This window comes from Roseomonas sp. E05, from assembly GCF_030063475.1.
Lineage (GTDB): Bacteria > Pseudomonadota > Alphaproteobacteria > Acetobacterales > Acetobacteraceae > Pseudoroseomonas.
The window spans coordinates 1-21,835 of the sequence record NZ_JASIRT010000043.1; the positions used below are offsets into that span (position 1 = coordinate 1).

General features: G+C 70.2%; 21 protein-coding genes and 1 tRNA gene. 15 read left to right on the forward strand and 7 right to left on the reverse strand.

What is annotated here, in order from left to right:
- Positions 1-145: 145 nt before the first annotated feature.
- Together QMO56_RS24300 and QMO56_RS24305 are read right to left on the reverse strand one after the other, a co-directional pair.
- Positions 146-1,069 carry an SMP-30/gluconolactonase/LRE family protein gene (locus QMO56_RS24300; RefSeq protein WP_283529868.1) on the reverse strand — a complete coding sequence of 308 codons (924 nt, stop codon included), beginning with the start codon at positions 1,067-1,069 and terminating at the stop codon, positions 146-148.
- A 10-nt stretch (positions 1,070-1,079) separates the two neighbouring features.
- A complete protein-coding gene (locus QMO56_RS24305) occupies positions 1,080-1,829 on the reverse strand; it encodes a GntR family transcriptional regulator (RefSeq protein ID WP_283529869.1) in 750 nt (249 codons plus the stop codon).
- Positions 1,830-1,995: 166 nt separating this feature from the next.
- Here QMO56_RS24305 and QMO56_RS24310 point away from each other — a divergent pair, with 166 nt between their 5' ends.
- The 11 genes from QMO56_RS24310 (at position 1,996) to QMO56_RS24360 (ending at position 11,487) form a co-directional block, all read left to right on the forward strand.
- Positions 1,996-3,357 carry an acyclic terpene utilization AtuA family protein gene (locus tag QMO56_RS24310; protein WP_283529870.1) on the forward strand — a complete coding sequence of 454 codons (1,362 nt, stop codon included), beginning with the start codon at positions 1,996-1,998 and terminating at the stop codon, positions 3,355-3,357.
- A gap of 14 nt (positions 3,358-3,371) precedes the next feature.
- On the forward strand, positions 3,372-3,683 hold the full coding sequence (locus tag QMO56_RS24315; protein WP_283529871.1) for a DUF4387 domain-containing protein: 312 nt from the start codon (positions 3,372-3,374) through the stop codon (positions 3,681-3,683).
- Positions 3,664-4,479: an ABC transporter permease gene (locus QMO56_RS24320; RefSeq protein WP_283529872.1), complete on the forward strand. Its 816-nt coding sequence runs from the start codon at positions 3,664-3,666 to the stop codon at positions 4,477-4,479. Before QMO56_RS24315 ends, QMO56_RS24320 begins: the two co-directional genes overlap by 20 nt.
- Complete coding sequence (locus QMO56_RS24325) at positions 4,479-5,234, forward strand: ABC transporter permease (RefSeq protein WP_283529874.1); 756 nt, start codon at positions 4,479-4,481, stop codon at positions 5,232-5,234. The genes QMO56_RS24320 and QMO56_RS24325 overlap by 1 nt, the downstream gene beginning before the upstream one ends.
- Positions 5,235-5,272: 38 nt before the next feature.
- A complete protein-coding gene (locus tag QMO56_RS24330; protein ID WP_283529875.1) occupies positions 5,273-6,322 on the forward strand; it encodes an ABC transporter substrate-binding protein in 1,050 nt (349 codons plus the stop codon).
- Entirely contained in the window at positions 6,319-7,125 is an 807-nt protein-coding gene (locus QMO56_RS24335) for an ABC transporter ATP-binding protein (protein ID WP_283529876.1), read from the forward strand. Before QMO56_RS24330 ends, QMO56_RS24335 begins: the two co-directional genes overlap by 4 nt.
- Positions 7,122-8,048: an NAD(P)-dependent oxidoreductase gene (locus tag QMO56_RS24340; RefSeq protein WP_283529878.1), complete on the forward strand. Its 927-nt coding sequence runs from the start codon at positions 7,122-7,124 to the stop codon at positions 8,046-8,048. Before QMO56_RS24335 ends, QMO56_RS24340 begins: the two co-directional genes overlap by 4 nt.
- Positions 8,045-8,812 (forward strand): fumarylacetoacetate hydrolase family protein, encoded by a 768-nt coding sequence (locus QMO56_RS24345; protein WP_283529880.1) that lies wholly within the window; start codon positions 8,045-8,047, stop codon positions 8,810-8,812. The genes QMO56_RS24340 and QMO56_RS24345 overlap by 4 nt, the downstream gene beginning before the upstream one ends.
- A gap of 55 nt (positions 8,813-8,867) precedes the next feature.
- Positions 8,868-9,923 carry an Ldh family oxidoreductase gene (locus QMO56_RS24350; RefSeq protein WP_283529882.1) on the forward strand — a complete coding sequence of 352 codons (1,056 nt, stop codon included), beginning with the start codon at positions 8,868-8,870 and terminating at the stop codon, positions 9,921-9,923.
- A gap of 213 nt (positions 9,924-10,136) precedes the next feature.
- Complete coding sequence (locus QMO56_RS24355) at positions 10,137-10,760, forward strand: hypothetical protein (RefSeq protein WP_283529884.1); 624 nt, start codon at positions 10,137-10,139, stop codon at positions 10,758-10,760.
- Positions 10,761-10,767: 7 nt separating this feature from the next.
- A complete protein-coding gene (locus QMO56_RS24360) occupies positions 10,768-11,487 on the forward strand; it encodes an endonuclease/exonuclease/phosphatase family protein (RefSeq protein ID WP_283529885.1) in 720 nt (239 codons plus the stop codon).
- Between the two features lie 97 nt (positions 11,488-11,584).
- On the opposite strand, the gene QMO56_RS24365 is transcribed toward QMO56_RS24360, so the two are convergent.
- Positions 11,585-12,742 carry an acyl-CoA dehydrogenase family protein gene (locus QMO56_RS24365; RefSeq protein ID WP_283529887.1) on the reverse strand — a complete coding sequence of 386 codons (1,158 nt, stop codon included), beginning with the start codon at positions 12,740-12,742 and terminating at the stop codon, positions 11,585-11,587.
- A 127-nt stretch (positions 12,743-12,869) separates the two neighbouring features.
- On the reverse strand, positions 12,870-13,049 hold the full coding sequence (locus tag QMO56_RS24370; RefSeq protein ID WP_283529889.1) for a hypothetical protein: 180 nt from the start codon (positions 13,047-13,049) through the stop codon (positions 12,870-12,872).
- A 201-nt stretch (positions 13,050-13,250) separates the two neighbouring features.
- Between QMO56_RS24370 and fdh the strand changes: the two genes are divergently transcribed.
- Complete coding sequence (gene fdh, locus QMO56_RS24375; protein ID WP_283529891.1) at positions 13,251-16,445, forward strand: formate dehydrogenase; 3,195 nt, start codon at positions 13,251-13,253, stop codon at positions 16,443-16,445.
- A complete protein-coding gene (locus QMO56_RS24380; protein WP_283529893.1) occupies positions 16,432-16,728 on the forward strand; it encodes a hypothetical protein in 297 nt (98 codons plus the stop codon). Before fdh ends, QMO56_RS24380 begins: the two co-directional genes overlap by 14 nt.
- A gap of 943 nt (positions 16,729-17,671) precedes the next feature.
- On the opposite strand, the gene QMO56_RS24385 is transcribed toward QMO56_RS24380, so the two are convergent.
- A tRNA-Thr gene (locus tag QMO56_RS24385) sits at positions 17,672-17,746 on the reverse strand.
- Between the two features lie 204 nt (positions 17,747-17,950).
- On the reverse strand, positions 17,951-18,265 hold the full coding sequence (locus QMO56_RS24390) for a hypothetical protein (RefSeq protein WP_283529895.1): 315 nt from the start codon (positions 18,263-18,265) through the stop codon (positions 17,951-17,953).
- A 509-nt stretch (positions 18,266-18,774) separates the two neighbouring features.
- Here QMO56_RS24390 and QMO56_RS24395 point away from each other — a divergent pair.
- Together QMO56_RS24395 and QMO56_RS24400 are read left to right on the forward strand one after the other, a co-directional pair.
- Positions 18,775-19,446 (forward strand): nitroreductase, encoded by a 672-nt coding sequence (locus tag QMO56_RS24395; RefSeq protein ID WP_283529897.1) that lies wholly within the window; start codon positions 18,775-18,777, stop codon positions 19,444-19,446.
- Positions 19,443-20,657 carry an MFS transporter gene (locus QMO56_RS24400; protein WP_283529899.1) on the forward strand — a complete coding sequence of 405 codons (1,215 nt, stop codon included), beginning with the start codon at positions 19,443-19,445 and terminating at the stop codon, positions 20,655-20,657. The genes QMO56_RS24395 and QMO56_RS24400 overlap by 4 nt, the downstream gene beginning before the upstream one ends.
- Before the next feature lie 150 nt (positions 20,658-20,807).
- Here QMO56_RS24400 and QMO56_RS24405 read toward each other — a convergent pair whose 3' ends face one another.
- Positions 20,808-21,788 carry a tripartite tricarboxylate transporter substrate binding protein gene (locus QMO56_RS24405; RefSeq protein ID WP_283529901.1) on the reverse strand — a complete coding sequence of 327 codons (981 nt, stop codon included), beginning with the start codon at positions 21,786-21,788 and terminating at the stop codon, positions 20,808-20,810.
- Positions 21,789-21,835 lie beyond the last annotated feature (47 nt).

Here is a 21,835-nt window from a genome sequence, read left to right on the forward strand (position 1 = left end):
TCATCGCGCAACGCATCCGGGTCCGCGCTCATCCAGGCCAGCCTCCAAAAGCCAGCCTTGAATCACGCCCCGCTCAGCAGCGGAATCCCTCAGATCAGGAAATCGTCACCACCGCCTAGCGCCTCGTGGGCGGCTTCTGGCGGCCTCAGGCCGTACGGTGCGAGTACAGAACCGCGCCGGGACGCGGCATCTCCGCCACCAGGATGCTGCCGCTGTCGGATTCCGTGATGAAGATCTGCCGCCCCTCGGGGCCGCCATAGGCGACATTTGTCGTGGAGAGGCCTTGCGGGCAGCGCACCCGCAGCAGCGGCTCGCCAAGGCGGCTGAACAGCCAGACCGTGCCCAGGCCGCAATGAGCGATGGCCAGGTTGCCCTCATCGTCCAGCGCCAGCCCGTCCGGCCCCGCCAGCCCGCCGCTCAGGCGGATGAAGGCGGCGACCTTCGAGGTGGTGCCGTCGGCGTGCAGCGGCAGGCGCCAGATCTCGTTGGCGCGGGTGACCGCCAGCAACAGCGCCGATTCATCCTTGGTCAGCACCAGCCCGTTCGGGCTCGGCACATTGTCGATCAGGCAGTCGATGCGGCCGGTGGCGGCGGAGAGCCGGTAGACCCGGCCGGAGGGGTCCTGGAGGCCGGTCTGGCCCTGGTCGGTGAAGTAGAGGTCGCCGTTGCGGGCGAAGGTCAGGTCGTTGGTGCCCTTCAGCCCCTCGCGCCGCACCGTCTCCACCACCGGCTCCGGCTTGCTGGCACCGGGGGCCAGCCGCAGGATGCCGCGCAGGTGGTCAGCGATCCAGAGCGAGCCGTCCGGGTGCAGCGCCAGGCCGTTCGGCCAGCCGTCATACTCGGCCACCAGGCTGAACGTGCCCTCGGGGCTGACGCGGAGGATGCGGCCATAGGGGATGTCGGTGACGTAGAGGTTCCCCGCGCGGTCGAAGACCGGCCCTTCCAGGAAGGCGTGCAGCGGTGCGCGCCCCTTGCCGAAGGCCCAGCCCGAGCGGCGGTCGGTGATGCGGAGCGAATCCGGCAGGCGGGCGAAGAGGCGGGCCTCGACGGCGGGTGGCGCAGCGAACATGTTTCCTCCTTCAGTTCGCGCCGGAGGATGGCGCGGTGCCCTCCCCCAGCACGTATTGCAAGCGGACCTCGGCGCGGAAGGCGCTGCGGCCGCAGAGCAGCGGCCGGCCGTCATCGTCGCGGTAACAGTTCTCGCGCACGCTGACGGGGCTGCCGACCGGCACCTCCAGCCGCTCGGCGAGGGCGGCATCGGCGATGTCCGGGAACAGGTTGACGACGATGACCGGCACGCGCTTGCCGATCACCTCGCCGACGAAGCGCAGGGTGGACCACTCGGCCAGCATCGGCGCGGTGATGCGGAGCGCCAGCGCCTCAGGGATGTAACGCAGCTCGGAACCGACCGGGCGGCCGTCCACCAGGCGCAGGCGGTCGAGCGCATAGACCGTGGCGCCCGGCGGCAGGCCGAGCAGTTCGCGCGCGAAGTCCGGCGCGGGGACACGGCTGAAGCCCAGCAGCCGGTAGGAGAGCCGATCCTGCTCCACGCCCACCTGCTCCTCGAAGGAATGGCAGAGGCGGGTGTCGATGAAGGAGTTCACCGGCGGGGGGGTGGCGACGAAGGTGCCGCGGCCGACCTGCCGCTGCACCAGCCCGTCCCGCTCCAGCTGCGTCACCGCCTTGGCCACCGTCACGCGGGTGGTGCCGAACTGCCGTGCCAGTTCGGCATCCGATGGCAGCCGGGCGCCGGGGCCCATCGGCGGGGTGGCGATCAGCCGGCGCAGCGCCTCCTCGATGCGGCGATAGAGATAGCCCCCATCGGCCACCGGAGAAGTTCGCGACTCAGGCCCGGAAACGGTCATTGACATATACCTGCATATACCAATACTGGGTCGCATATTCTACGGGATATGCGATGCCGAGGTAATGCCCGGCACCCCCCGCCTCGGAGAAGGCGGCGGCCCTGAGGAAACGAGAGGAAGGAGACGCCGCATGCGCGAGATGCGCCTGCTATCGACCAGTGGCATCCTCGGCTACGGGTTTCCCGAGGAAAGCCTGAAGGCGGGCCTGGCCCGTGGCGTCGACATGATCGGCGTCGATGGCGGCAGCAGCGATCCCGGACCCTATTACCTCGGCAGCGGCACGCCCTTCGCCTCGCCCATGGCCATCCGGCGCGACCTGCGGCTGATGCTGCGCGCCGCCCTCGCCGCGCGCGTGCCGCTGGTGATCGGCACCTGCGGCGGCGCCGGCGGCGAGCCGCACCTGGCGCTGGTGGCGCAGATGGTGCGGGAGATCGCCCGCGAGGAAGGGCTGCACTTCAAGCTCGCGCTGATCCATGCCGAGCAGGACAAGGCCACCATCAAGCGCCACATCGCCGAGGGCCGGGTGCGCCGCCTCGGGCAGCTGCCCGAGCTCGACGAGGCCATGGTGGACCGCGCCGAGCGCATCGTCGGCATGATGGGACCGGAGCCCTACATGCGCGCGCTGGATGCCGGCGCGCAGGTGGTGCTCGGCGGCCGCAGCAGCGACCCCGCGCCCTTCGCCGCCGTCGCCATGCGCGGCCAGATGCCGCCCGCCCCCGCCTGGTATGCCGGCAAGATGCTGGAATGCGGCGCCACCCCCTCGATCCCGAAGGGGCATGACTGCCTGCACGTCACCATCGACGAGGAGGGCGTCACCTGCGAGCCGACCAACCCGGCCCGCCGCTGCACGCCGCTTTCCATCGCCAACCACTCGTTGCACGAGAATTCGAGCCCGATCCATCATGTGGAGCCGGGCGGCCTGCTCGACACCAGCGAGTGCCGCTTCGAGGCGCTCTCCGACCGGCGGGTGCGCATCACCGGCATGCGATGGACCCCGGCGGAACGCTACACGGTGAAGCTGGAGGCGGCGGAGCCGGTCGGCCACCGCGCCATCAGCATCTGCGGCACGCGCGACCCGCTGCTGATCGGCCGCATCGACACTTTCCTCGACGAGGTGCGCGGCGCGGTGCGTACCAAGGCCGCCGATTTCGGCGTGCCGCCCGAGGACTACTCGCTGATCATCCGCAGCTACGGGCATGACGGCGTGATGGCGGAGCGTGAGCCGGTGCACGAGATCCGCGGCCACGAGCTGGGCTTCCTGATCGACGTCGTCGCGCGCACGCCGGAGCAGGCCGGCGCGGTGCTGGCGATGGCGCGCACCAACATGCTGCACACCGACTTCCCCGGGCGGCTCTGCCGGGAGGGCAACATGGCCTTCCCCTTCTCGCCCTCCGACATCCCGGTGGGCACGGTCTATCGCTTCAGCATGCAGCATGTGACGCAGCCCGACGATCCCTGCGCCATGTTCCCGATCGAATACGAGACGGTCTGAGGAGGGCCGGCGCCATGACCCGCATCCGCGACCTCGCCGAGGTCTGCAAGAGCAAGAATGCCGGCCCCTTCGACCTGACCATCGACGTGGTCTTCCGCGACCGGGCGCTGTTCGACCGCGTGCAGGCGACCGGCGTGCTCGGCCCCGCGCTGTTCGCGCGGCTCTATGGCGTCGAGGAATCCTCGGTGCTGTTCACCCCCTACCCCGCCGGCTGCGCCTTCAAGGCAACGCTGCCGCGCCTCGTTCCGGCCGGCGTTGTGGGGGACACCGACGTCTATGGGGCGCAGCAGCATGCGCCGTTGCTCGATGTCGACATCCCTCTCTGAGCCGCGGGCACGGCCGGTGCCGCCCCGGACGATGCGACTGCGCGGCGCCTCGGCCGGGATCTGGCCGGCGCTGTCGATCCTGGCCGGGCTGCTGCTGTGGCAGCTCGTCTCGCTCGGCTTCTCCGACTTCATCCTGCCGCCGCCGACAGCCGTGCTGCAGCGCCTGGGCGATCCCGCCTATCTCGCCGAGCTGGGCGCGGCGCTCGCCGCCTCGCTCGGCACCATGCTGGCGGGCTTCGCCATCGCCTTCGCCGTGGCGGTGCCGCTCGGCACGGTGATGGGCCGCTCGCCGCGGCTGGCGGCGGCGGTGGAGCCGGTGCTGACGGCCTTCTACGCCATCCCGCCCGTCGCGCTGGTGCCCTTCGTGGTGATCTGGTTCGGGCTCTTCGTGGAAGGGCGCATCGCGCTGATCGTGCTGATGAGCCTGCCCGACATCCTGGTGGTCACGCTGGCCGGGGCGCGCGACATTCCGCCGCGGCTGATCGCCGTCGGCCGCTCCTTCGGCGCCAGCCCCGCGCAAATGCTGCGGCGGGTGCTGCTGCCGGCCAGCCTGCCCTTCCTCTTCGCCGCCATGCGCGTCGGGCTGGCGCGCGCCATCACCGGCATGATCACGGCCGAGCTGTTCCTCGCCGCCGCCGCGCTCGGCGGCATGATGAAGACCAGCGCTGAGGCCTTCGACAATGCCGGCGTCTTCGTCATCGTCGTGCTGGTCTGCCTGCTCGGCCTGGCCGTGCAGTCGGGCGTGCGGCGGCTGGAGCGGCGCATGCTGCACTGGCACATGGAGGAGAACCGCTGATGCGCCGCGACATGCTGCCCTGGAACCTGCTCGGCATCGTGGTGGCCCTCGGCGCCTGGGAGATCGGCGGCCGGATGCTCGGCGACGGCCTGCTGGCGCCGCCGAGCAGCGTGCTCGCCGCCTTCCCCGCCCTGCTGCGCGACGGCATGGCGGAGGCGCTGGGCACCGCGATGCTGCAGATGCTGGTGGGCTACGCCTGCGCCCTGCTGGTCGGCATTCCGCTCGGCGTGCTGATGGGCCGCTCGCGCATGGCCGACCGGCTGCTGCATCCCTGGCTCTCCATGCTGCTGGTCACCTCGACGGCGGCGCTGGTGCCGCTGTTCATCCTGATCTTCGGCACCGGCATGGCCTTCTGCGGCGCGCTGGTCTTCATGGCCTCGGCCTTCTACATCATGCTCACCGCCTATCAGGGCGCGCGCGGCATCGACCGCCGCCTGATGGCGGTGGCCCGCTCCTTCGGCGCCACACGGATGCAGGCCTTCCGCATGGTGCTGCTGCCCGGGCTTTTTCCCTATCTCGTCACCGGCGCCCGCGTCGGGCTGGTGCATGCCATCCGCGCCATGGTGATGGCGCAGATGTTCGTCATGGTCGGCTTCGGCGGGCTGATCGCGCAGTCCGGCTTCGATGCCAGCACCGCCGGGCTGCTCGCTCTGCTCGTCACCATCATGCTCGTCAGCCTGGCCCTGAACCGCGCGCTCGATGCCACCGGCCACCGGCTGGCCCCCTGGTACCGCGCCAGCAAGGCGGGACACTGAACACCCGCCACGAACCAACGAAAAGCACGGAGGAATTCATGAACCTGACCCGCCGCAACGCCTTGCGCAACGCCGCCCTGGCCGGTGGCATCCTCACCGCCGGCGCCGCTGGGCTGGCGCCCTGGCGCCCGGCCCTGGCGGCCAAGCCGAAGCTCGATATCGGCATCCTCGGCTTCAGCCTCGCCATCCATGTCCCGGCGATCACCGCGCTGCATCAGGGCTTCCCCGCCGAGGGCTATCCGGAGCCCTCGCTCACCCGCATCACCTCGATGCGCGTGGTGACGCAGACGATCGCCGCCGGCGCCTCCAATCTCGGCGAGAGCGACGCCATCTCGGCGCTGCGCGCGGCGGAGAGCGGCGCGGACATCAAGCTGGTCGGCCTGCCCTATGCCAATACCAGCCAGGTCTATGTCGCCAATGCCGCGAAGATCAAAAGCCTGGAGGACTTCGCCAAGGGCGCCGTGGTGGCGGTGAACTCGAAGGGCGACTTCACCCACCTGCTGCTGCTCGGCCCGCTGGCCAAGCACGACATCGATGCCTCGAAGCTCACCGTGATCGAGATCGGCGGCTCCGGCGGCCGGGTGGCTGCGCTGCGCGCGGGGCGGGTGGACGCCGTGCCGGTCCATCTCGACCAGGCGCAGCAGCTCATGGCCGCCGAGCCCGGCAAGTTCAACATCGTCATCCGCCCCTGGAACGAGTTCGAGAACTGGATCTCCGAGGCCTGGATCGTGCCCTCCTCCTTTCTCGGCAATCCCGACAACGAGCGGGCGCTGGTGGACGTGCTGAAGGCGCAGATCGCCTCCTTCCGCAAGGCCAATGCCGATCTCGGCTACTTCGCCGAGGGCTACCGCAACTACGCCACCATCAGCAACGCGAAGGAGGCGAGCGACGATAGCCTGCGCGAGATCTGGCAATCGCTGTCGAAGGAGGCGCGCGCCTGGCCGGAGGATGGCGGCTTCAGGCGCAAGGACTTCGAGGCGATGATGCCGATCTGGAAGCGCACCGGCGCGATCAAGGGCAGCGTCGATCTCGACAAGGTGCTGGCGACGCAATACGTCGAGCAGGCGCTGCAGGAGCTGGGGGCATGAGCAACACGCCCAAGCTGGAGCTGCGCGAGGTCAGCAAGAGCTTCCCGCGTGCCAGCGGCGCGCCGCTCACCGTGCTCGACCGCATTGCGCTCAGCGTGCCCGACCAGGAGTTCCTGGTCATCCTCGGCCCCTCCGGCTGCGGCAAGTCCACGCTGCTGAAGATCATCGATGGCACCGAGCCCTGCACGACGGGGACGGTGCTGCTGGACGGGGCGGACGTGACCGGCCGCCCCGGCACCGGCCGCGCCATGGTCTTCCAGGGCGCCGACCTGCTGCCCTGGCAGACGGCGCTGGGCAACGTGATGTTCGGCCTGATCCTGCGCGGCGTGCCGAAGGCGGAGGCGCGGGAGCGGGCGATGCGCTACCTGGAGATGGTCGGCCTGACCGCCTTCGCGGACTCCTACCCGCACCAGCTCTCGGGCGGCATGCAGCAGCGCGTCGGCATCGCCCGCGCGCTGGCGGTCGAGCCGGAGCTGCTGCTGATGGACGAACCCTTCGGCGCGCTCGACGTGCAGACGCGCGACCTGCTGCAGGAGGAATTGCTGCGGATCTGGGAGCGCGACCGCAAGACGGTGGTCTTCATCACCCACTCCATCGAGGAGGCGATCTATCTCGGCGACCGCATCGTGGTGATGGGCGCGCGGCCCGGCCGCATCGAGACGGTGCTGCAGGTCCCCTTCCCCCGCCCGCGGCGCGAGAGCATCCGCGACGAGCCGGAGTTCCGTGCCCTGCGCCGGCAGATCTGGGACCAGCTCAAGGTCGGCGCCCAGGCGGCACCCGACCTTGCCGGGGCGCCGGCGTGAGCGCGGCGGCACCTGTCTGGTCCATCGGCTTCGCCGGCCTGGGACAGATGGGGCGCCACATCGCCGCCAACCTGATGCGGCCCGACACGCGCCTGACCGTAAGCGCGCGCCGACCGGAGCTGCGCGAAGCCTTCCGCGCGCGCGGTGCCGCCGTCGCCGAGCGCAACGCCGATCTCGCCGGCTGCGATGTCGTCTTCCTCTGCCTGCCCGACGGCGCAACCCTGCGCGAGGTCCTGCTGGGCGCCGGCGGCCTCGCCGCCGGGCTGCGCCGCGGCGCGACGGTGGTCGATCTCGGCACCAGCGATCACGGCACCACGATGGAAGTGGCAGCGGCGCTGGAGCAGCTCGGCATCGGCTTCCTCGATGCGCCCGTCTCGGGGCTGGAGGCACGCGCCGAGGCCGGCACGCTGACGGTGATGTGCGGCGGCCCGGCGCCGCTCTTCGAGCGGATGCTGCCGCTGCTGCAGCGCATCGGCAGCACCATCCTGCATATGGGGCCGCAGGGCAGCGGCCAGCTCACCAAGCTGGTCAACCAGCTGCTCTACGACATCAACATGGCGGCGCTGGCCGAAATCATGCCGATGGCGGCCAGCCTCGGCCTCAACCCGGCGCAGCTCGCCGCGGTGGTGAATTCCGGCACCGGGCGCAGCCATGCCTCGGAATACTTCCTGCCGCGCATCCTCGCCGGCCGCTTCACCGAGAGCTACCCCTTGCAGGCCGCCTACAAGGATCTCGTCGCCGGGGCCGAGCTGGGGGCGCGGCTCTGCCTGCCCATGCCGGTGCTCGGCGCCGCCACGGCCACCTACCAGACGGCGCTGCGCCAGGGTCTCGGCACGCAGGACAAGGGCGCGATGATCCAGGTGTTCGAGAATCTGCTGGGCGTGCGCTTCCGCGCCGCGCCGGAGGGGGAGATTGCCGCATGACCGACATCCAGGCCGCCGCCGCGCAACTGGCCGCACTGTGGCGCAGCGGCGCGCAGGTCGAGGCGCTGCCGCCGGAACTGCGCCCCGCCGATCTCGGGGAGGCTTATGACATCCAGGACGCGCTGGTGGCGCAACTCGGCGAGCCGGTGGTGGGCTGGAAGCTCGGCGTCGGCAGCCATAAGCAGCGGCGCGAGACCGGCTTCGGCCGGCCGATAGCCGGGCGCGTGCTGGGCAGCCGCCAGTTCCGCATCGGCGACACCGTGCCGCTGCCCGATGCGGCGCCCGCCACGGTCGAGTTCGAGATCGCCTTCGTGCTGGGCTGCGACATCCATCCCGATGCCCCGCCGCCGGCACCCGCTTCAGTGATCGCCGAGACACGGGTGGCCTTCGAACTGGTGCGCGCCCGCTTCCGCGACCGCCGCAGCGTCGGCTGGCCGAGCTTCGCCGCCGACAATGCCGGCTTCGACGCGCTGGTCCTCGGCGAGCGCATCGACCCCGCCTCGATCCGTGGCCTCACCGCCTCGCTGTCGGTCTCCGCCGATGGCGTGGAGCGTGCCCGCGCCGCCACCGGCGAGGACGCCTCCGATCCGCTCCAGGCCCTGGCCGACCTGATGGCGCTGGCCCGCGAGCGCGACATGCTCCTGCCCCGGGGCGCGGTGATCTCCACCGGCACCGCCTCGGTGCCCTTCACCATCAGCGGCGCGGCGCAGGTCGTGGCGCGCTGGAGCGGCACCCAGGCCGGCTTCAGCACGCGGCTGGCCTGAGGGCTGCCGCCCCTCCCCGCAACCGGCCGCGCCGCGGCCCGAGAGAGCCCTGGACATGACAGATACGCCCCGCGTCGCGGCCGACCGCCTGCTCGACTTCGCCACCGCCGCCTATGCCCGCGCCGGGATGCCACAGGGGGATGCGCGGCTGGCCGCCGACACGCTGGTGCAGGCCGATCTCTGGGGCCACCAGTCGCATGGCGTGATGCGCCTGCCCTGGTACGTCGCCCGGCTGCGCGCCGGCGTGGCGAAGCCGGTGGCCGAGCCGGAGACGGTGGTGGATGCCGGCGCCGTCGCCGTCATCGACGGGCATGACGGCATGGGCCAGGTGCTGACCCACGCCGCCACCCGGGAGGCGATCCGCCGCGCCAGGGCGCATGGCCTCGGCGCCGTGGCGCTGCGCAACTCCAACCACTTCGGCACGGCGATGTACTACACGCTGATGGGGCCGCCGGAGGGCTGCATCCTGTTCCTCTCGACCAATGCCAGCCCGGCCATGGCGCCCTGGGGCGGGCGGGACAAGATCCTCGGCAACAATCCGTGGTCCTGGGCGGCGCCGGCGGGGAAATACGCGCCGATGGTGCTGGACATCGCCAATACCGCCGTCGCCCGCGGCAAGGTCTATCTCGCCCGCCAGCGCGGCGAGCCGATCCCGCCGGGCTGGGCGGCCGATGCCGAGGGCGCGCCGACCACCGACCCGGCCCAGGCACTGGGCGGGCTGATCCTGCCGATGGCCGGGCACAAGGGCTATGCCATCTCGGTGGTGATGGACATGCTCTCCGGCGTGCTGACCGGCAGCGGCTTCGGGCCGGAGGTGAGCGGCCCCTATCAGGCGGAACGGCGCAGCCGCGCCGGGCATCTGCTGCTGGCGCTGGACATCGCCCGCTTCCGCCCGCTCGACGCTTTCCAGGCTGACATGGAGCGGATGATCGCTGGCCTGAAAGCCTCCCGCACCGCCCCGGGCGTGGAGGAGGTCTTCTACCCCGGCGAGATCGAGGCGCGGAACAATGCCCGCAACCGCCAGGAGGGCCTCTCCCTGCCGGCTGACACCCTGGCCGACCTGCGGCGCCTCGCGGAGGAGATGGACCTGGCGGCGGTGCTGCCCTTCTAGGCCTCGCCCCTTCCCCAGCCTGGCTCCGGCCCGCGCCGGCACCGTGCAACCGTCGCGGTGAGGGCGGGTTGACCAGCACGGCGGAGCGTGCGGCACCGGTAACCCGCCGGGTCTGGCGGACGGCCTCCCCTCAGGCGGATGCCCGGCGCCGCCCCGATGGCGCGCCGGCACCATGCCGGAGGCCGCCGCCTGCCGGAAGGAAGAGAGGCCCGCGTGTCCCTGCTGACGAGAACGGATCTGCAGCGCCACTCCCGGCTGAGCTGGGCATGCCTCTCGCTGCTGGCCCTCGTGGCCCTTGCCTTCGGGGGAGCGGGCAAGGGCGGCGCGGCGCTGGGGACGGCGGCGGCTCTCGTGGGGTGCCTCGGGCTTATCCTGCCGCCGCGCGAGCGCATGCCCGCCCTGCCCTGGCGGCTGCGGGCGCTGCCCCGCAGCCTCGACGTGACGCCGATCCTGGCCACGCTGGTCTCCTGCCCGGGCTACGGGCTGGGCTGGTTCTATCTGCCCGGCCCGTATGACGAGGTGGTGCACCTGCTGAATGGCATCCTGGCGGGCGCCGTCTTCGCCGCCCTGCTGCAGGCCGACCGGCGGCGGCGCGGTGTCCTGCAACTGGCCGTCGCCGGTGCCGCCTTCGGCGTGGCGGTCGGCTCCGGCTGGGAGGTCTTCGAGGCGGTGACGGGGCTGATCGGCAGCTGGACCGACACCTGGACGGATGTGCTGCTGACCACTCTGGGCGCCACCGTCGCCGCCGCCCTGGCCCCGCTCTGCGACGGCCGCCGGCGACAGCCGCGCCAGGCGGCGATGCAGCCGCGCCGGCGCGCCAGCTGGCCCTCCCCCTGAAGGCGGCATGCTCGTCGCCACCTATAACGTCCATCGCTGCCGCCCGCCCGCGGGATTGTTCCGGCCGGACCGCATCGAAGGCGTGATCGCCGAGATCCGGCCCGATCTGATCGCGCTGCAGGAGGCACAGCATTACCTGCGGCGCGGCACCGGCATGCTGGATGCGGGCAGGCTGCAGCGCGAACTCGGCCTGCGCCTGCTGCAGGTCACCGGCCGTGCCGGCGAGCAGGGCTGGCGAAGCAACCTGCTGCTGGCGCGGCAGGACGTGACGCTGCTGCACGGCCCTGTTGGCCTCCGCCTGGGCGGATGGGAGCCGCGCGGCGCCATCCTGGCGGTGCTCGACCTCGGCGCGGGACCGCTGCGGGTCATCTCCACCCATCTCAGCCTGGGCGCGCGGCGTCGGCGGCTGCAGGCGGCGGCGCTGCTGGAGGCCATGGAGGGCGCCCCCGGCAGGCGGTTGCCAACCCTCCTGCTGGGCGACTTCAACGAGTGGCGTTCCGGCAGATCCGCGCTCGGCGTGCTTGAGACGGTATTCGGCGACCCGCCGCACCCGCCGGGCTTTCCCTCCTTCTTCCCGCGCCTGGCGCTCGACCGGATCCTGGCCGATCCGCCAGCGCTGGCGCCGCGGGTCGAGGCGCATGATACGCCCCTCGCCCGGCGCGCTTCGGATCACCTGCCGCTCAAGGCACGGCTGGACACGACGGTACTGGCGGGGCGGGCGGGATGAAGCCAGGGGGGGAAAGAACTCCTCCCAGGCCCCATCTTGATTCTGCCAGCCGGGCACGGCGCATTCCGCGCGCGGGGGGATTTCCCTTCCGGCCGTTCTAGCCCCGCAGCACGCGCCGCGCGATGGCCATGCGATGCACCTCGGTGGGACCCTCGTAGATGCGCATCAGCCGCACCTGCTGGGCGAAGAGTTGCAACGGCAGCTCCTTGGTCATGCCCATGGCGCCGAAGCTCTGCATCGCCTGATCCACCACCTCCTGCGCCATCTCCGTGCCGAAGACCTTGATCATCGAGGCCTCGTTGCGCACGTCGCCGCCCGCATCCAGCGTCTCGGCGGCGGCATGCACCATCAGGCGGCAGGCATGGATGCGGATGGCGGCATCGGCGATCCACCACTGGATGGCCTGCCGGTCCGCCAGCTTCACGCCGAAGGTGACGCGCTGCTTCGCCTGCTCCGTCATCATGTCGAGCGCGCGCCGCGCGATGCCGACGCAGCGCGCGCCGACCTGCAGGCGGCGGATGTTCAGGCGGAGCTGCATCGGCGCATAGCTTTTGCCCAGCTCGCCCAGCACCTGCCGCGCGGGCAGGCGGCAATCCTCGAAGACCAGCTCATAGGTTCGCCGGCCACCGATCATCGGGATCTCGCGCTCGATGGTGAAGCCGGGCGTGCCGCGCTCGACGATGAAGGCCGTCATGCCCTCCTCGCGCTTGCCCTCGCCGGTGCGCGCCATGACGATGATGAAGTCGCAAGAGGGCACGCGGCTGACCCAGATCTTGCGGCCGTTCAGCACCCAGTCCTCGCCATCCTGCACGGCGCGGGTGAGCATCCCCGCCGGATCGCCGCCGGCGCCGGGCTCGGAAATGGCGATGGCCGACTTCATCCGGCCCTCGGCATAGGGTGTCAAATAGGTTTCGCGCTGCCAGGGGCTCGCCGCGGCCATCAGCATGTGCAGGTTGGGGGAATCGGGCGGGAACTCGAAGGGCGTGATGGTGCGGGAGACCTCCTCCTCCACCAGCATGCGCGCCACGGCGGGCAGGTCGGCGCCGCCCATTGCCTCCGGCACGTCGAGACCCCAGAGGCCAAGCTCCTTGCACTTGGCGAGGAGCGGCACCTCCTCCTCCTCGGTCAGGCCGTACTTGCCGCCCGCGGCCTCGCGCGCCAGCACCGCCGGCTCCAACGGCATCAGCTCACGTTCGACGAATCTGGCCACCATGTCCTGCAGCATGCGGTGCTCTTCGGTGATGCTCCTCAGCATCGCGCTCCCTTCCCCTGGATGGAAAAAGTTCTGGGGAAAGGAACTCCCCCAGGCCTCTTTTGCCAGTTTGGCGGAGCCGCAGGCCCGGCCGCAAACTGCCAGAAAAAAGATGGGGGTTCGGGGGAATTCATTCCCCCGACCTTCCCGGCACGGCCAGCCCGTCCACCGCCACGGCACCCGGCCCCTCGGCACGGATGATCAGCGGATTGATCCCGGCCTCGGCCACCGCCTCCGCCGGCAGGCGCCGGAAGCCGGGGGTCACCGGCGAGGCCGCGCTGCATTGGCGCCACCGGCACATCCTGGCCAAGCCGGCCTCCCGCAGACCTGGGGCGTTTCACGGATCCGGGCAAGGACGAGCCGCCCGCCGGAGGGAATGATGAAGAAGACGCTCCAGGCGCAGCAAAGGAGCTTGCGAGCCGCGTCCGTCGAAAGACTCTCTCCTTTGCCGCGGAAACCGGGAGACCGCCCTGGAGTTGTGTGCTGAAAGGTGTTGTCGGAGCAGTGCGCTATGAAAAAGCTTCGCCGTGGCATTGCGGGCCGGATCTCAGGTTTTGTTCGCGACTGGTCCCTTCCCCGCCAGTTTGCCGGCCAGAGCGTGATGTCCGAAGCGGCGAAGAGCACTCTGTCGAAGACGCTGCGCCCCCGCCTGGAAGAGGCCGACGCGGTCGGCACCAGCATCTGCCCCTTCTGCGCCGTCGGCTGCAGCCAGCTGATCTATGCCAAGAACGGCAAGCCGATCCATATCGAGGGCGACCCGCGCAGCCCGGTCAATCAGGGCACGCTCTGCCCCAAGGGTGCGGCGACGCTGGGCGCCCTGCTCTCCCCCGAACGCATCAACACGGTACTCTACCGCGCCCCCCACTCCGACACCTGGGAACGGAAGCCGCTCGACTGGGCCATGGAGCGCATCGCGCAACTGGTGAAGAAGACGCGCGACGACACCTTCGTCGAGAAGCTGCCTAGCGGCAAGCGGGTCAACCACACGCTGGGCATTGGCTCGCTCGGCGGCGCCACGATGGACAATGAGGAAAACTACCTCATCAAGAAGCTCTTCGGCGGTGGGCTGGGCATCGTCAACATCGAGAACCAAGCCAGAATTTGACACTCCTCTTCGGTGCCCAGTTTGGGCACCTCCTTCGGACGCGGCGCCGGCACGACGGCCCTGTGGGATCTGGCGAATGCGGATTGCCTGATCGTCATGGGTTCGAACATGGCGGAGAACCATCCTGTTGCCTTCCGCTTCCTGCTGGAAGCGAAGCAGCGCGGCGCCACGCTGATCCATGTCGACCCGCGCTTCACCCGGACCTCGGCGCTGTGCGACATCTACGCGCCGATCCGTTCGGGCACGGATATTGCCTTTCTGGGCGGCATCATCCGCCACGTGCTGGAGAACGACCTCTGGTTCCGTGATTTCGCGCTGGCCTACACCAACATCGCGGACATCATCGAGGAGGGCTACGAGGACGCCGAGGAGAAGGACGGCATCTTCTCCGGCTTCAACGCGGCGCAGGCCAATTACGAGACCGGCACCTGGCAGTACAAGGGCAAGAAGGTCCCCTCCTCGATCGCCGAGCACCACGCGGAAAGCCGGGAGAGCACCAGGGATTCGGGGAGCATGTCCGACGGCCCGCCGCCCAAGGACCCGACGCTGCAGCACCCGAACTGCGTCTATCAGATCCTGCGCCGGCACTTCGCGCGCTATACGCCGGAAATGGTGGAGCGGATCACCGGTTGCCCGAAGGAAACCTTCATGAAGGTGGCCGAGGCCCTGGCCCGCAATTCCGGCCCCGAGCGCACCGGCACCTTCTGCTACGCGGTGGGCTGGACGCACCACACGGTGGGCGTGCAGATCATCCGTGCCTGCTCGATCCTGCAGGGGCTGCTCGGCAATATCGGCCGTCCCGGCGGCGGCATCCAGGCGCTGCGCGGGCATTCCAGCATCCAGGGCAGCACCGACATCCCGACGCTCTACAACATGCTGCCGACCTATCTGCCGCAGCCGGACGCCTTCAAGTCGCACGACACCTTCCAGGACTATCTGAAGGAGGAGACGCCGGCCACCGGCTGGTGGCACAACTTCCCCAAATACATGGTCAGCCTGCTGAAGGCCTGGTACGGCCCCGGCGCGCGGCCGGACAACGACTGGGGCTACGACTTCCTGCCCAAGCTGACCGGCGACCACTCGCAGCTGCCGATGACGCTCGCCATGGCCGATGGCGTGGTGAAGGGGCAGTTCATCTTCGGGCAGAACCCCGCCGTGGGCGCGGTGAACTCCGAACTGGTGGAGCACGGCCTTGCCAAGCTGGACTGGCTGGTGGTGCGGGACTTCGCCATGGTGGAGACGGCCGATTTCTGGCAGAAGGGCCGGCGCGTGCAGAAGGGCGAGACCACGCCGGCGCAGATCGGCACAGAGGTCTTCTTCCTGCCCGCCGCCATGCCCGGCGAGAAGGACGGCTCCTTCACCAACACCAGCCGGCTCGTGCAATGGCATGACAAGGTGCTGGAGGCGGCGGGCGACAACCGCTCCGACCTGTGGTTCGTCTATCATCTCGGCAAGCGGCTGAAGCAGCTCTACGCCGGGAGCACCGCGCGGCGCGATGCGGCGCTGCTGGCACTGACCTGGGATTACCCCGAGCGCGGCGAGCGCCGGGAACCGGACCCCGAGGCCGTGCTGCGCGAGATCAACGGCTATACCGTCGCCGACGGCAAGCAGATCGAGAAGTACCAGGAGCTGAAGGACGACGGCTCGACCGCCTGCGGCGGCTGGATGTATTGCGGCGTCTATCCCAAGGAGGGGCACAACCAGGCGCGCTCGCGCATCCCCGACGGCCCGGATGGGCCGGGCAGTCATATGAACTGGGCCTTCGCCTGGCCGTCCAACCGGCGCACGCTCTACAACCGCGCCTCCGCCGACCCGCAGGGCCGTCCCTGGTCCGAGCGCAAGAAGATGATCTGGTGGGACGAAGGGCAGGGAAAGTGGACCGGCACCGACGTGCCGGACTTCATCCCCACCAAGCGCCCGGACATGCGGCCCGACTGGAGCAAGCACCCGAAGGGTATGGATGCGCTGGGAGGCGACGACCCCTTCATCATGGAGGCCGACGGCAAGTGCCAGCTCTTCGTGCCGACGGGCCTGCGGGATGGGCCACTCCCCACCCACTACGAGCCGGTGGAAAGCCCGGTGCGGAATATCCTCTACGGCCAGCAGCACAATCCGACGGCGAAGCTCTGGCCGCGCCCCGGCAATGAGTTCAACGAGCCCGAGGACCCGCGCTTCCCCTATGTCTTCACCACCTTCCGCCTGACCGAGCTGCATTGCGGCGGCATTCCGACCCGGGTCGCGCCGCACACAGCGGAACTGCAACCCGAGGCCTTCGTGGAGATCCCGACCGAGCTGGCGCGCGAGCTCGGTATCCGGCACCTGGACTGGACGGTGCTTTCGACACGCCGCGGCGAGATCGAGGTGAAGGCCATGGTGACCAACCGCCTGCGCCCCTTCGTCATCGACGGCCGCACCATCTACCAGATCGGCATGCCCTGGGTCTTCGGCTGGGATGGCTATGCCCGCGGCGCCCCGGCCAATGCGCTGCTCTCGATCTATGGGGATGCCAATACCAGCATCCATACGACCAAGGCGCTCACCTGCAACCTGCGCCCCGGTCGCCTGGGCCCTCCCGGCAGGATGTCCCATGCCGGCGCGTGAGGACAGGATGGTGGTCCTCCATGAGCAGGCCCTGGAGGCGATGGACCGCCTCCTCGCCAAGCGCCCGCAGAAGGAGGGCCATGCCTTTTCCGAGGCCACGCGCTGCCTTTGCGCGCTGCGGGATGAGCTGATCCGCCGCCAGAGCGAGGCCGGCGCCTCTTCCGGCGAGCGCGAAAGGCTGGAACGCCTGAACGCCGTCATCAGCGTGCTGGTCGGCGGCCATTTCCCGCTCGGCAGCATCCCCTGGGACGAGATCGAGAAAGCCCGCGCCTGGATCCCCTGAAAGCGCGGGGGACGCTCCATCGCAGTCACCTTCCGAAGCAGATCGGGCAGGCGGAACTGGCGAAGCCGATTCCGTGCGCGTCGGGCGAGGCCTGTGGTTGATGTCAGGCGGTGTCCGCTGGCCGCTGTACGACGAATGGCTGGAGATGGGCCAGGGCAGAAGCGCCTCGATGCGGCGTGCCGGCTGTTCGGCGATGCGGCCGAGGATGTGGCGGAGATCGGCTTCTCCGGGTTGAACCCGCTGAGCTTGGCGGTTTCGGCGAATGTGCAGGCGGCGGCCGCGTTGCCGAGGCAGGCGCGCAGTTCGGCCATGATCGGCGCGGGGGGGGCCGCTCATCCGGGCTCCTGCCGTGGGCGCGTTTCTCGACGGCATAAGGAGCCGCGATATGCGCCTGGGCCCCGCGGGCGGACCGGCGCCGCCAGAAAGGGGTGGTCGTCGCGCACACAGCCCAGAGCCGCCCCGTCCCCGTCTGACCAAGCCCCGGCGCCAGCACCGGGACCGCCGTGCCGCCGGAACGATGCCATCCAACGCGTCCGTTGTCGGATCGGGAAGATCTTCGGTGCCTGGAAGCGCGGCGACGGGCTGCGACGCATGCGATGGCGAGGGCTCAAGCTCGCAGGTTCGCTTCACCGCCATCGCCTGCAACCCCAAACGCGCAGCATCCATGCTCGGAGCTGCCGCGGCCTGAGGGGGTCACGCAGGGCTCAACGCAGGGCCAAACAGCAGCCCCTCACCGCAGCACGATGCAGTAACCCGCCGCCTTCCGCCTCCAGGTCTCCCGGGCTGACGCGGCATGCCGCAATAACGCCAGAAAAGCTGTTGGCGCATGCGCTGAAAAAAAAGCGGGCACAAGCCAGGGCCAGTCAGGCGCTGCACTTCAGCCAAAACAAGCAATTCGCGGTGTTTCTTCAATGTTGACAGTGGGTTGTATGTCAACTTCGGGTGGTGCCGGGTGAGGGGATCGAACCCCCGACCTTCGGTTTACAAAACCGCTGCACTACCGCTGTGCTAACCCGGCAAGGCACTGAAATTACCAGTGCTTTTCTGCGCCAGCCTGCCCTGTCCGCACCGTCCGGGTTGAACAGCCCGCAACGACCGGAACCAGGGAGCTCCCCTTCTCTCCGGTTTCGCTGCGGATTTCAAGCGATGGCTGTGTCAACGTGCATGTCTCACCCGCATGTCTCACCGCGGGCCCTGCGCAGCAGTCCAGGTCTTCGATGCTTCACAGTGCTGCGGTGCCGCGTACGAAATGAATGACCTGCCCAGCCGTGCCGCCCTTCAGAAGGACAATCGACTGAGCGCGCTGCCCGCAAACGCTACAGCGCATCCGGCCAGTCATGTCACGGACCGTGATGTCACCCCAGGCGCTGAGCATGTCACCCACACAGACCAGGCGGTTGGGTGGGCAAAGCGGGTCACCGCAGCGGGCGCGGATCTGCCAGCCTCGCCAGGAGGAGAGACGGCTCTCCAGCGTGCGGCTGGCCGACAGGCCGGTGGAGGGCAGCGCGGTCTTCGTTGGTGCGGTGCATCCAGGCATGATCTGTGATCCTTCATGGTCCCGCAGTGAGCCTCCCCCCCCAGGACATGCTATCGTATAGAACAAAATAGGAACAAGAGGGTTCCATGGACCATCAGGGCTGCATCGCCCCCCGGCGTGAGGCATTCCCCCCTGCCGGCCGTTGCCCAGCATCGCTCCCGAGTTGCACAGAGGCCGCGAGCTTTAGAGCGCTTGGCTCCTGGCCATGGATATGCACAGCGCAGCGTCACGCTCTGCCCTGCCGCGCATCGGGCCGCAGGGCTCGCCGCGGCAGCGGCGGCCATCTCGGCCAGCCGCACTGGAGGCCGAGAGGGATATGCCAGATATCCTCTCCCTTCAGGCCCGCGCGGTGCTGGCCGCTGCTGCTGCCGGCCAGGAGGACCGCGCGCCGCGCCTTGCGCCCAACCTGCCCGCGCCGCCCCTGCCCTGGCGCTGCCAGCCTCCTTGCGCCAGACTGCTGCGGCATGCCGGTGAACAGGCGCTTTTTTACAAAGGGGGGAAGACGGGGCATGGATGTGTTCGAGGCGATGGCCACGCGCCGCAGTGTGCGCGGCTTCCTCCCCGATCCCGTGCCACGCGCCACCATCGGGGCAATCCTGGAGATCGCGGCACGCGCGCCGTCCGGCTCCAACCTCCAGCCCTGGAAGGTGCGCGTCACGCAGGGCGCCGAGAAGGCGCGCCTCTCCGCCGCGCTGCGCGCCGCGCATGATGCCGGCGCCGTGACGCCGCGCGACTACCAGTACTATCCGCGCAACTGGCGGGAGCCTTACCTGTCGCGGCGCCGCAAGGTGGGCTGGGACCTCTACGCGCTGGCCGGCATCGCCAAAGGCGACCATGCCGCCGGGCACGCGCAGCGCGCGCGCAACTTCGACTTCTTCGGTGCGCCGGTCGGGCTGATCTTCACCATCGATCGCGACCTGGAGCAGGGCTCCTGGCTCGACTATGGGATGTTCCTGCAATCCGTCATGCTCGCCGCCCGCGGCTTCGGACTGGACACCTGCCCGCAGGCGGCCTTCTGCGATCACCATGACGTGCTGCGCGCCCATCTCGGCATCCCGACGGCGGAGGCGGTGGTCTGCGGCATGGCGCTTGGCCGGGGGGATCCCGATGAGCCCGCCAACCGCCTGGCGACAGAACGCGCGCCGCTGGCCGATTTCGTGCGGTTCGGACCCGAGGCATGAGCGGCGAGCATCTGCTGGATTCACGGACCGCCTGGCTCCGCCTCTCCGCCATCGTCGCGCTCACGACGCTGGGCGGCGCGGGGATGTGGTCCGTGGTCGTGGCGCTGCCCTCGGTGCAGGCGGAGTTCGGCGTGACGCGCGGCGCGGCCTCGCTGCCCTACACGCTCACCATGCTGGGCTTCGGCACCGGCGGCATCCTGATGGGGCGGCTCGCGGACCGGTTCGGTCCGATGAAGCCGCTGCTCGGCGCGACGGTGATGCTGGCCGGCGGCTATGTCCTCGCCGGGCTTGCGCCGAACCTGACCCTCTATACCCTGGCGCAGGGCGTGATGATCGGCATGCTCGGCGCATCCGCGGCCTTCGCGCCGCTGGTGGCCGATGCCTCCCTCTGGTTCCGCCGCCGGCGCGGCATCGCGGTCGCGCTCGCAGCCTCCGGCAACTACCTGGCGGGCGTCGTCTGGCCGCCGATGCTGACCTGGCTGATCGGGGCCCATGGGTGGCGCATGGCGCATCTGGCCGTCGGCGCCATCTGCCTGGTGACGATGCTGCCGCTCGCCCTGGCGCTGCGCGCGCGGGCGCCTGGATCAGGCGGCGGCAGCTTCGCGGGCGATCCGGGGCAGGTGAGGCCCCTCGGCCTGTCGCGCAACGGGCTGACGGCGCTGCTCTCCTGCGCGGGCGTGGCCTGCTGCGTCGCCATGGCCATGCCGCAGGTGCATATCGTCGCCTATTGCGGCGATCTCGGCTACGGCGTGGCGCGCGGGGCGGAAATGCTCTCCCTGATGCTCGCCTGCGGCATCGTCTCGCGGGTCGGCTCCGGCCTCATCGCCGACCGGATCGGCGGGCTCCGCACGCTGATGCTGGGCTCGGTGCTGCAGGGCGTGGCGCTCTCGCTGTTCCTGTTCTTCGACGGGCTGGGCTCGCTCTTCACGCTGTCGGCGCTGTTCGGCCTGTTCCAGGGCGGCATCGTGCCCTCCTATGCGGTGATCGTGCGGGAGAGCTTTCCGGCCTCCGAAGTCGGCATGCGGGTCGGCATCGTGCTGATGGCGACCCTGGTCGGCATGGCGCTGGGCGGGTGGCTGTCCGGCGTCATCTTCGACGCGACAGGCAGCTACGCCGCAGCCTTCCTGAACGGCGTTGCCTGGAATGCGGCGAATGTGCTGATCGTGGCGACGCTGCTGCTGCGCAGCCGCGCGCGCCTGGCCACCGCCTAGAGCGTTTTCCGTTCGCTCCGGCTCACCGAAAACGCTCTAGCCGTTTGTTTTGACGAGCATCTTCACCCGTTCCGATAATGCCATCGGAACGGGATCTGCTCTAGGCACGGGGGCAAGCTCCGGCCAGCCGGCGGCTGGCCGGAGCGGCCGTCATTCGGGCTGCACGCCGGCCGCGCGCATCACCGACCCGTAGCGGTCGACCCCCTCGCGCACCAGGGCCATCACCTGCTCGGATGTCTCGAAGCCCGGCCGTGGCGCGACCCCGGCCAGTTCGATGAGCTTCGGCGCGCTCTGCTGGATCGCGCTCCGGAAACTGGCGCCCAGCGCGGCCACCACGGGCTCCGGCGTGTGGGCGGGCGCGAGGATGGGGAAGAACTCCTCATGGATCAGGCCGGGCAGGCCGGCCTCGGGGGCGCTCGGCACGTCGGGCAGGGCCGGGCTGCGCCGCTCCGCGAGCACCGCCAGGGCGCGCAGCCCCCCACCACGGACCTGCCCGATCGAGGAAGCCATGGTCGGCGTGCCGAACTGCGCCTCCCCGGCGGCCAGGGCGGCGACGCTTGGGCCGCCGCCGCGGTAGTGCACCACCTCGACCTGCACCTTGGTGCCGGTGCGGAACAGTTCCCCGCCGAGATGCACGCTGCTGCCGATGCCGGCCGTGGCCAGGTTGTAGCGGCCCGGATTGGCCTTCAGCAGCGCCACAAGCTCCTGCGCGGTCCGCGCCGGCATCTGCGGATTGACGACCAGCACATGCGGCGAGAAGCCGGCCACCGCCACGCCGACGAAATCGTTGATCGTGTCGTAAGGCACGCGCGCGACAATCGCCGGCACGGCCGAATGGGAGCTGTTGATCAGCACCGTGTAGCCATCGGGCGCCGCGCGCGCGACGGCCTCGGCGCCGATCATGCTGCCGGCGCCGGCGCGGTTCTCAACGACGATCGGCTGGCCGAAGGCCTGGCCCGCCGCCTCCGCGATGATCCGCCCGACAATGTCGTTCGAGCCGCCGGGAGCGAAGGGGACGATCATCCGGATGGGCCGGTCGGGTCGCCAGGCCGGCGCGGTCTGCGCCCGCACGGCCGGCGGCGCGAGGCCGGCGGCAAGGGGAAGGACAAGGGCCTGGCGGCGGGTCAGCATCGAGGACGTCTCCCTGGTTCGGCGACGCCACGCCCCTGCCGGGCCCT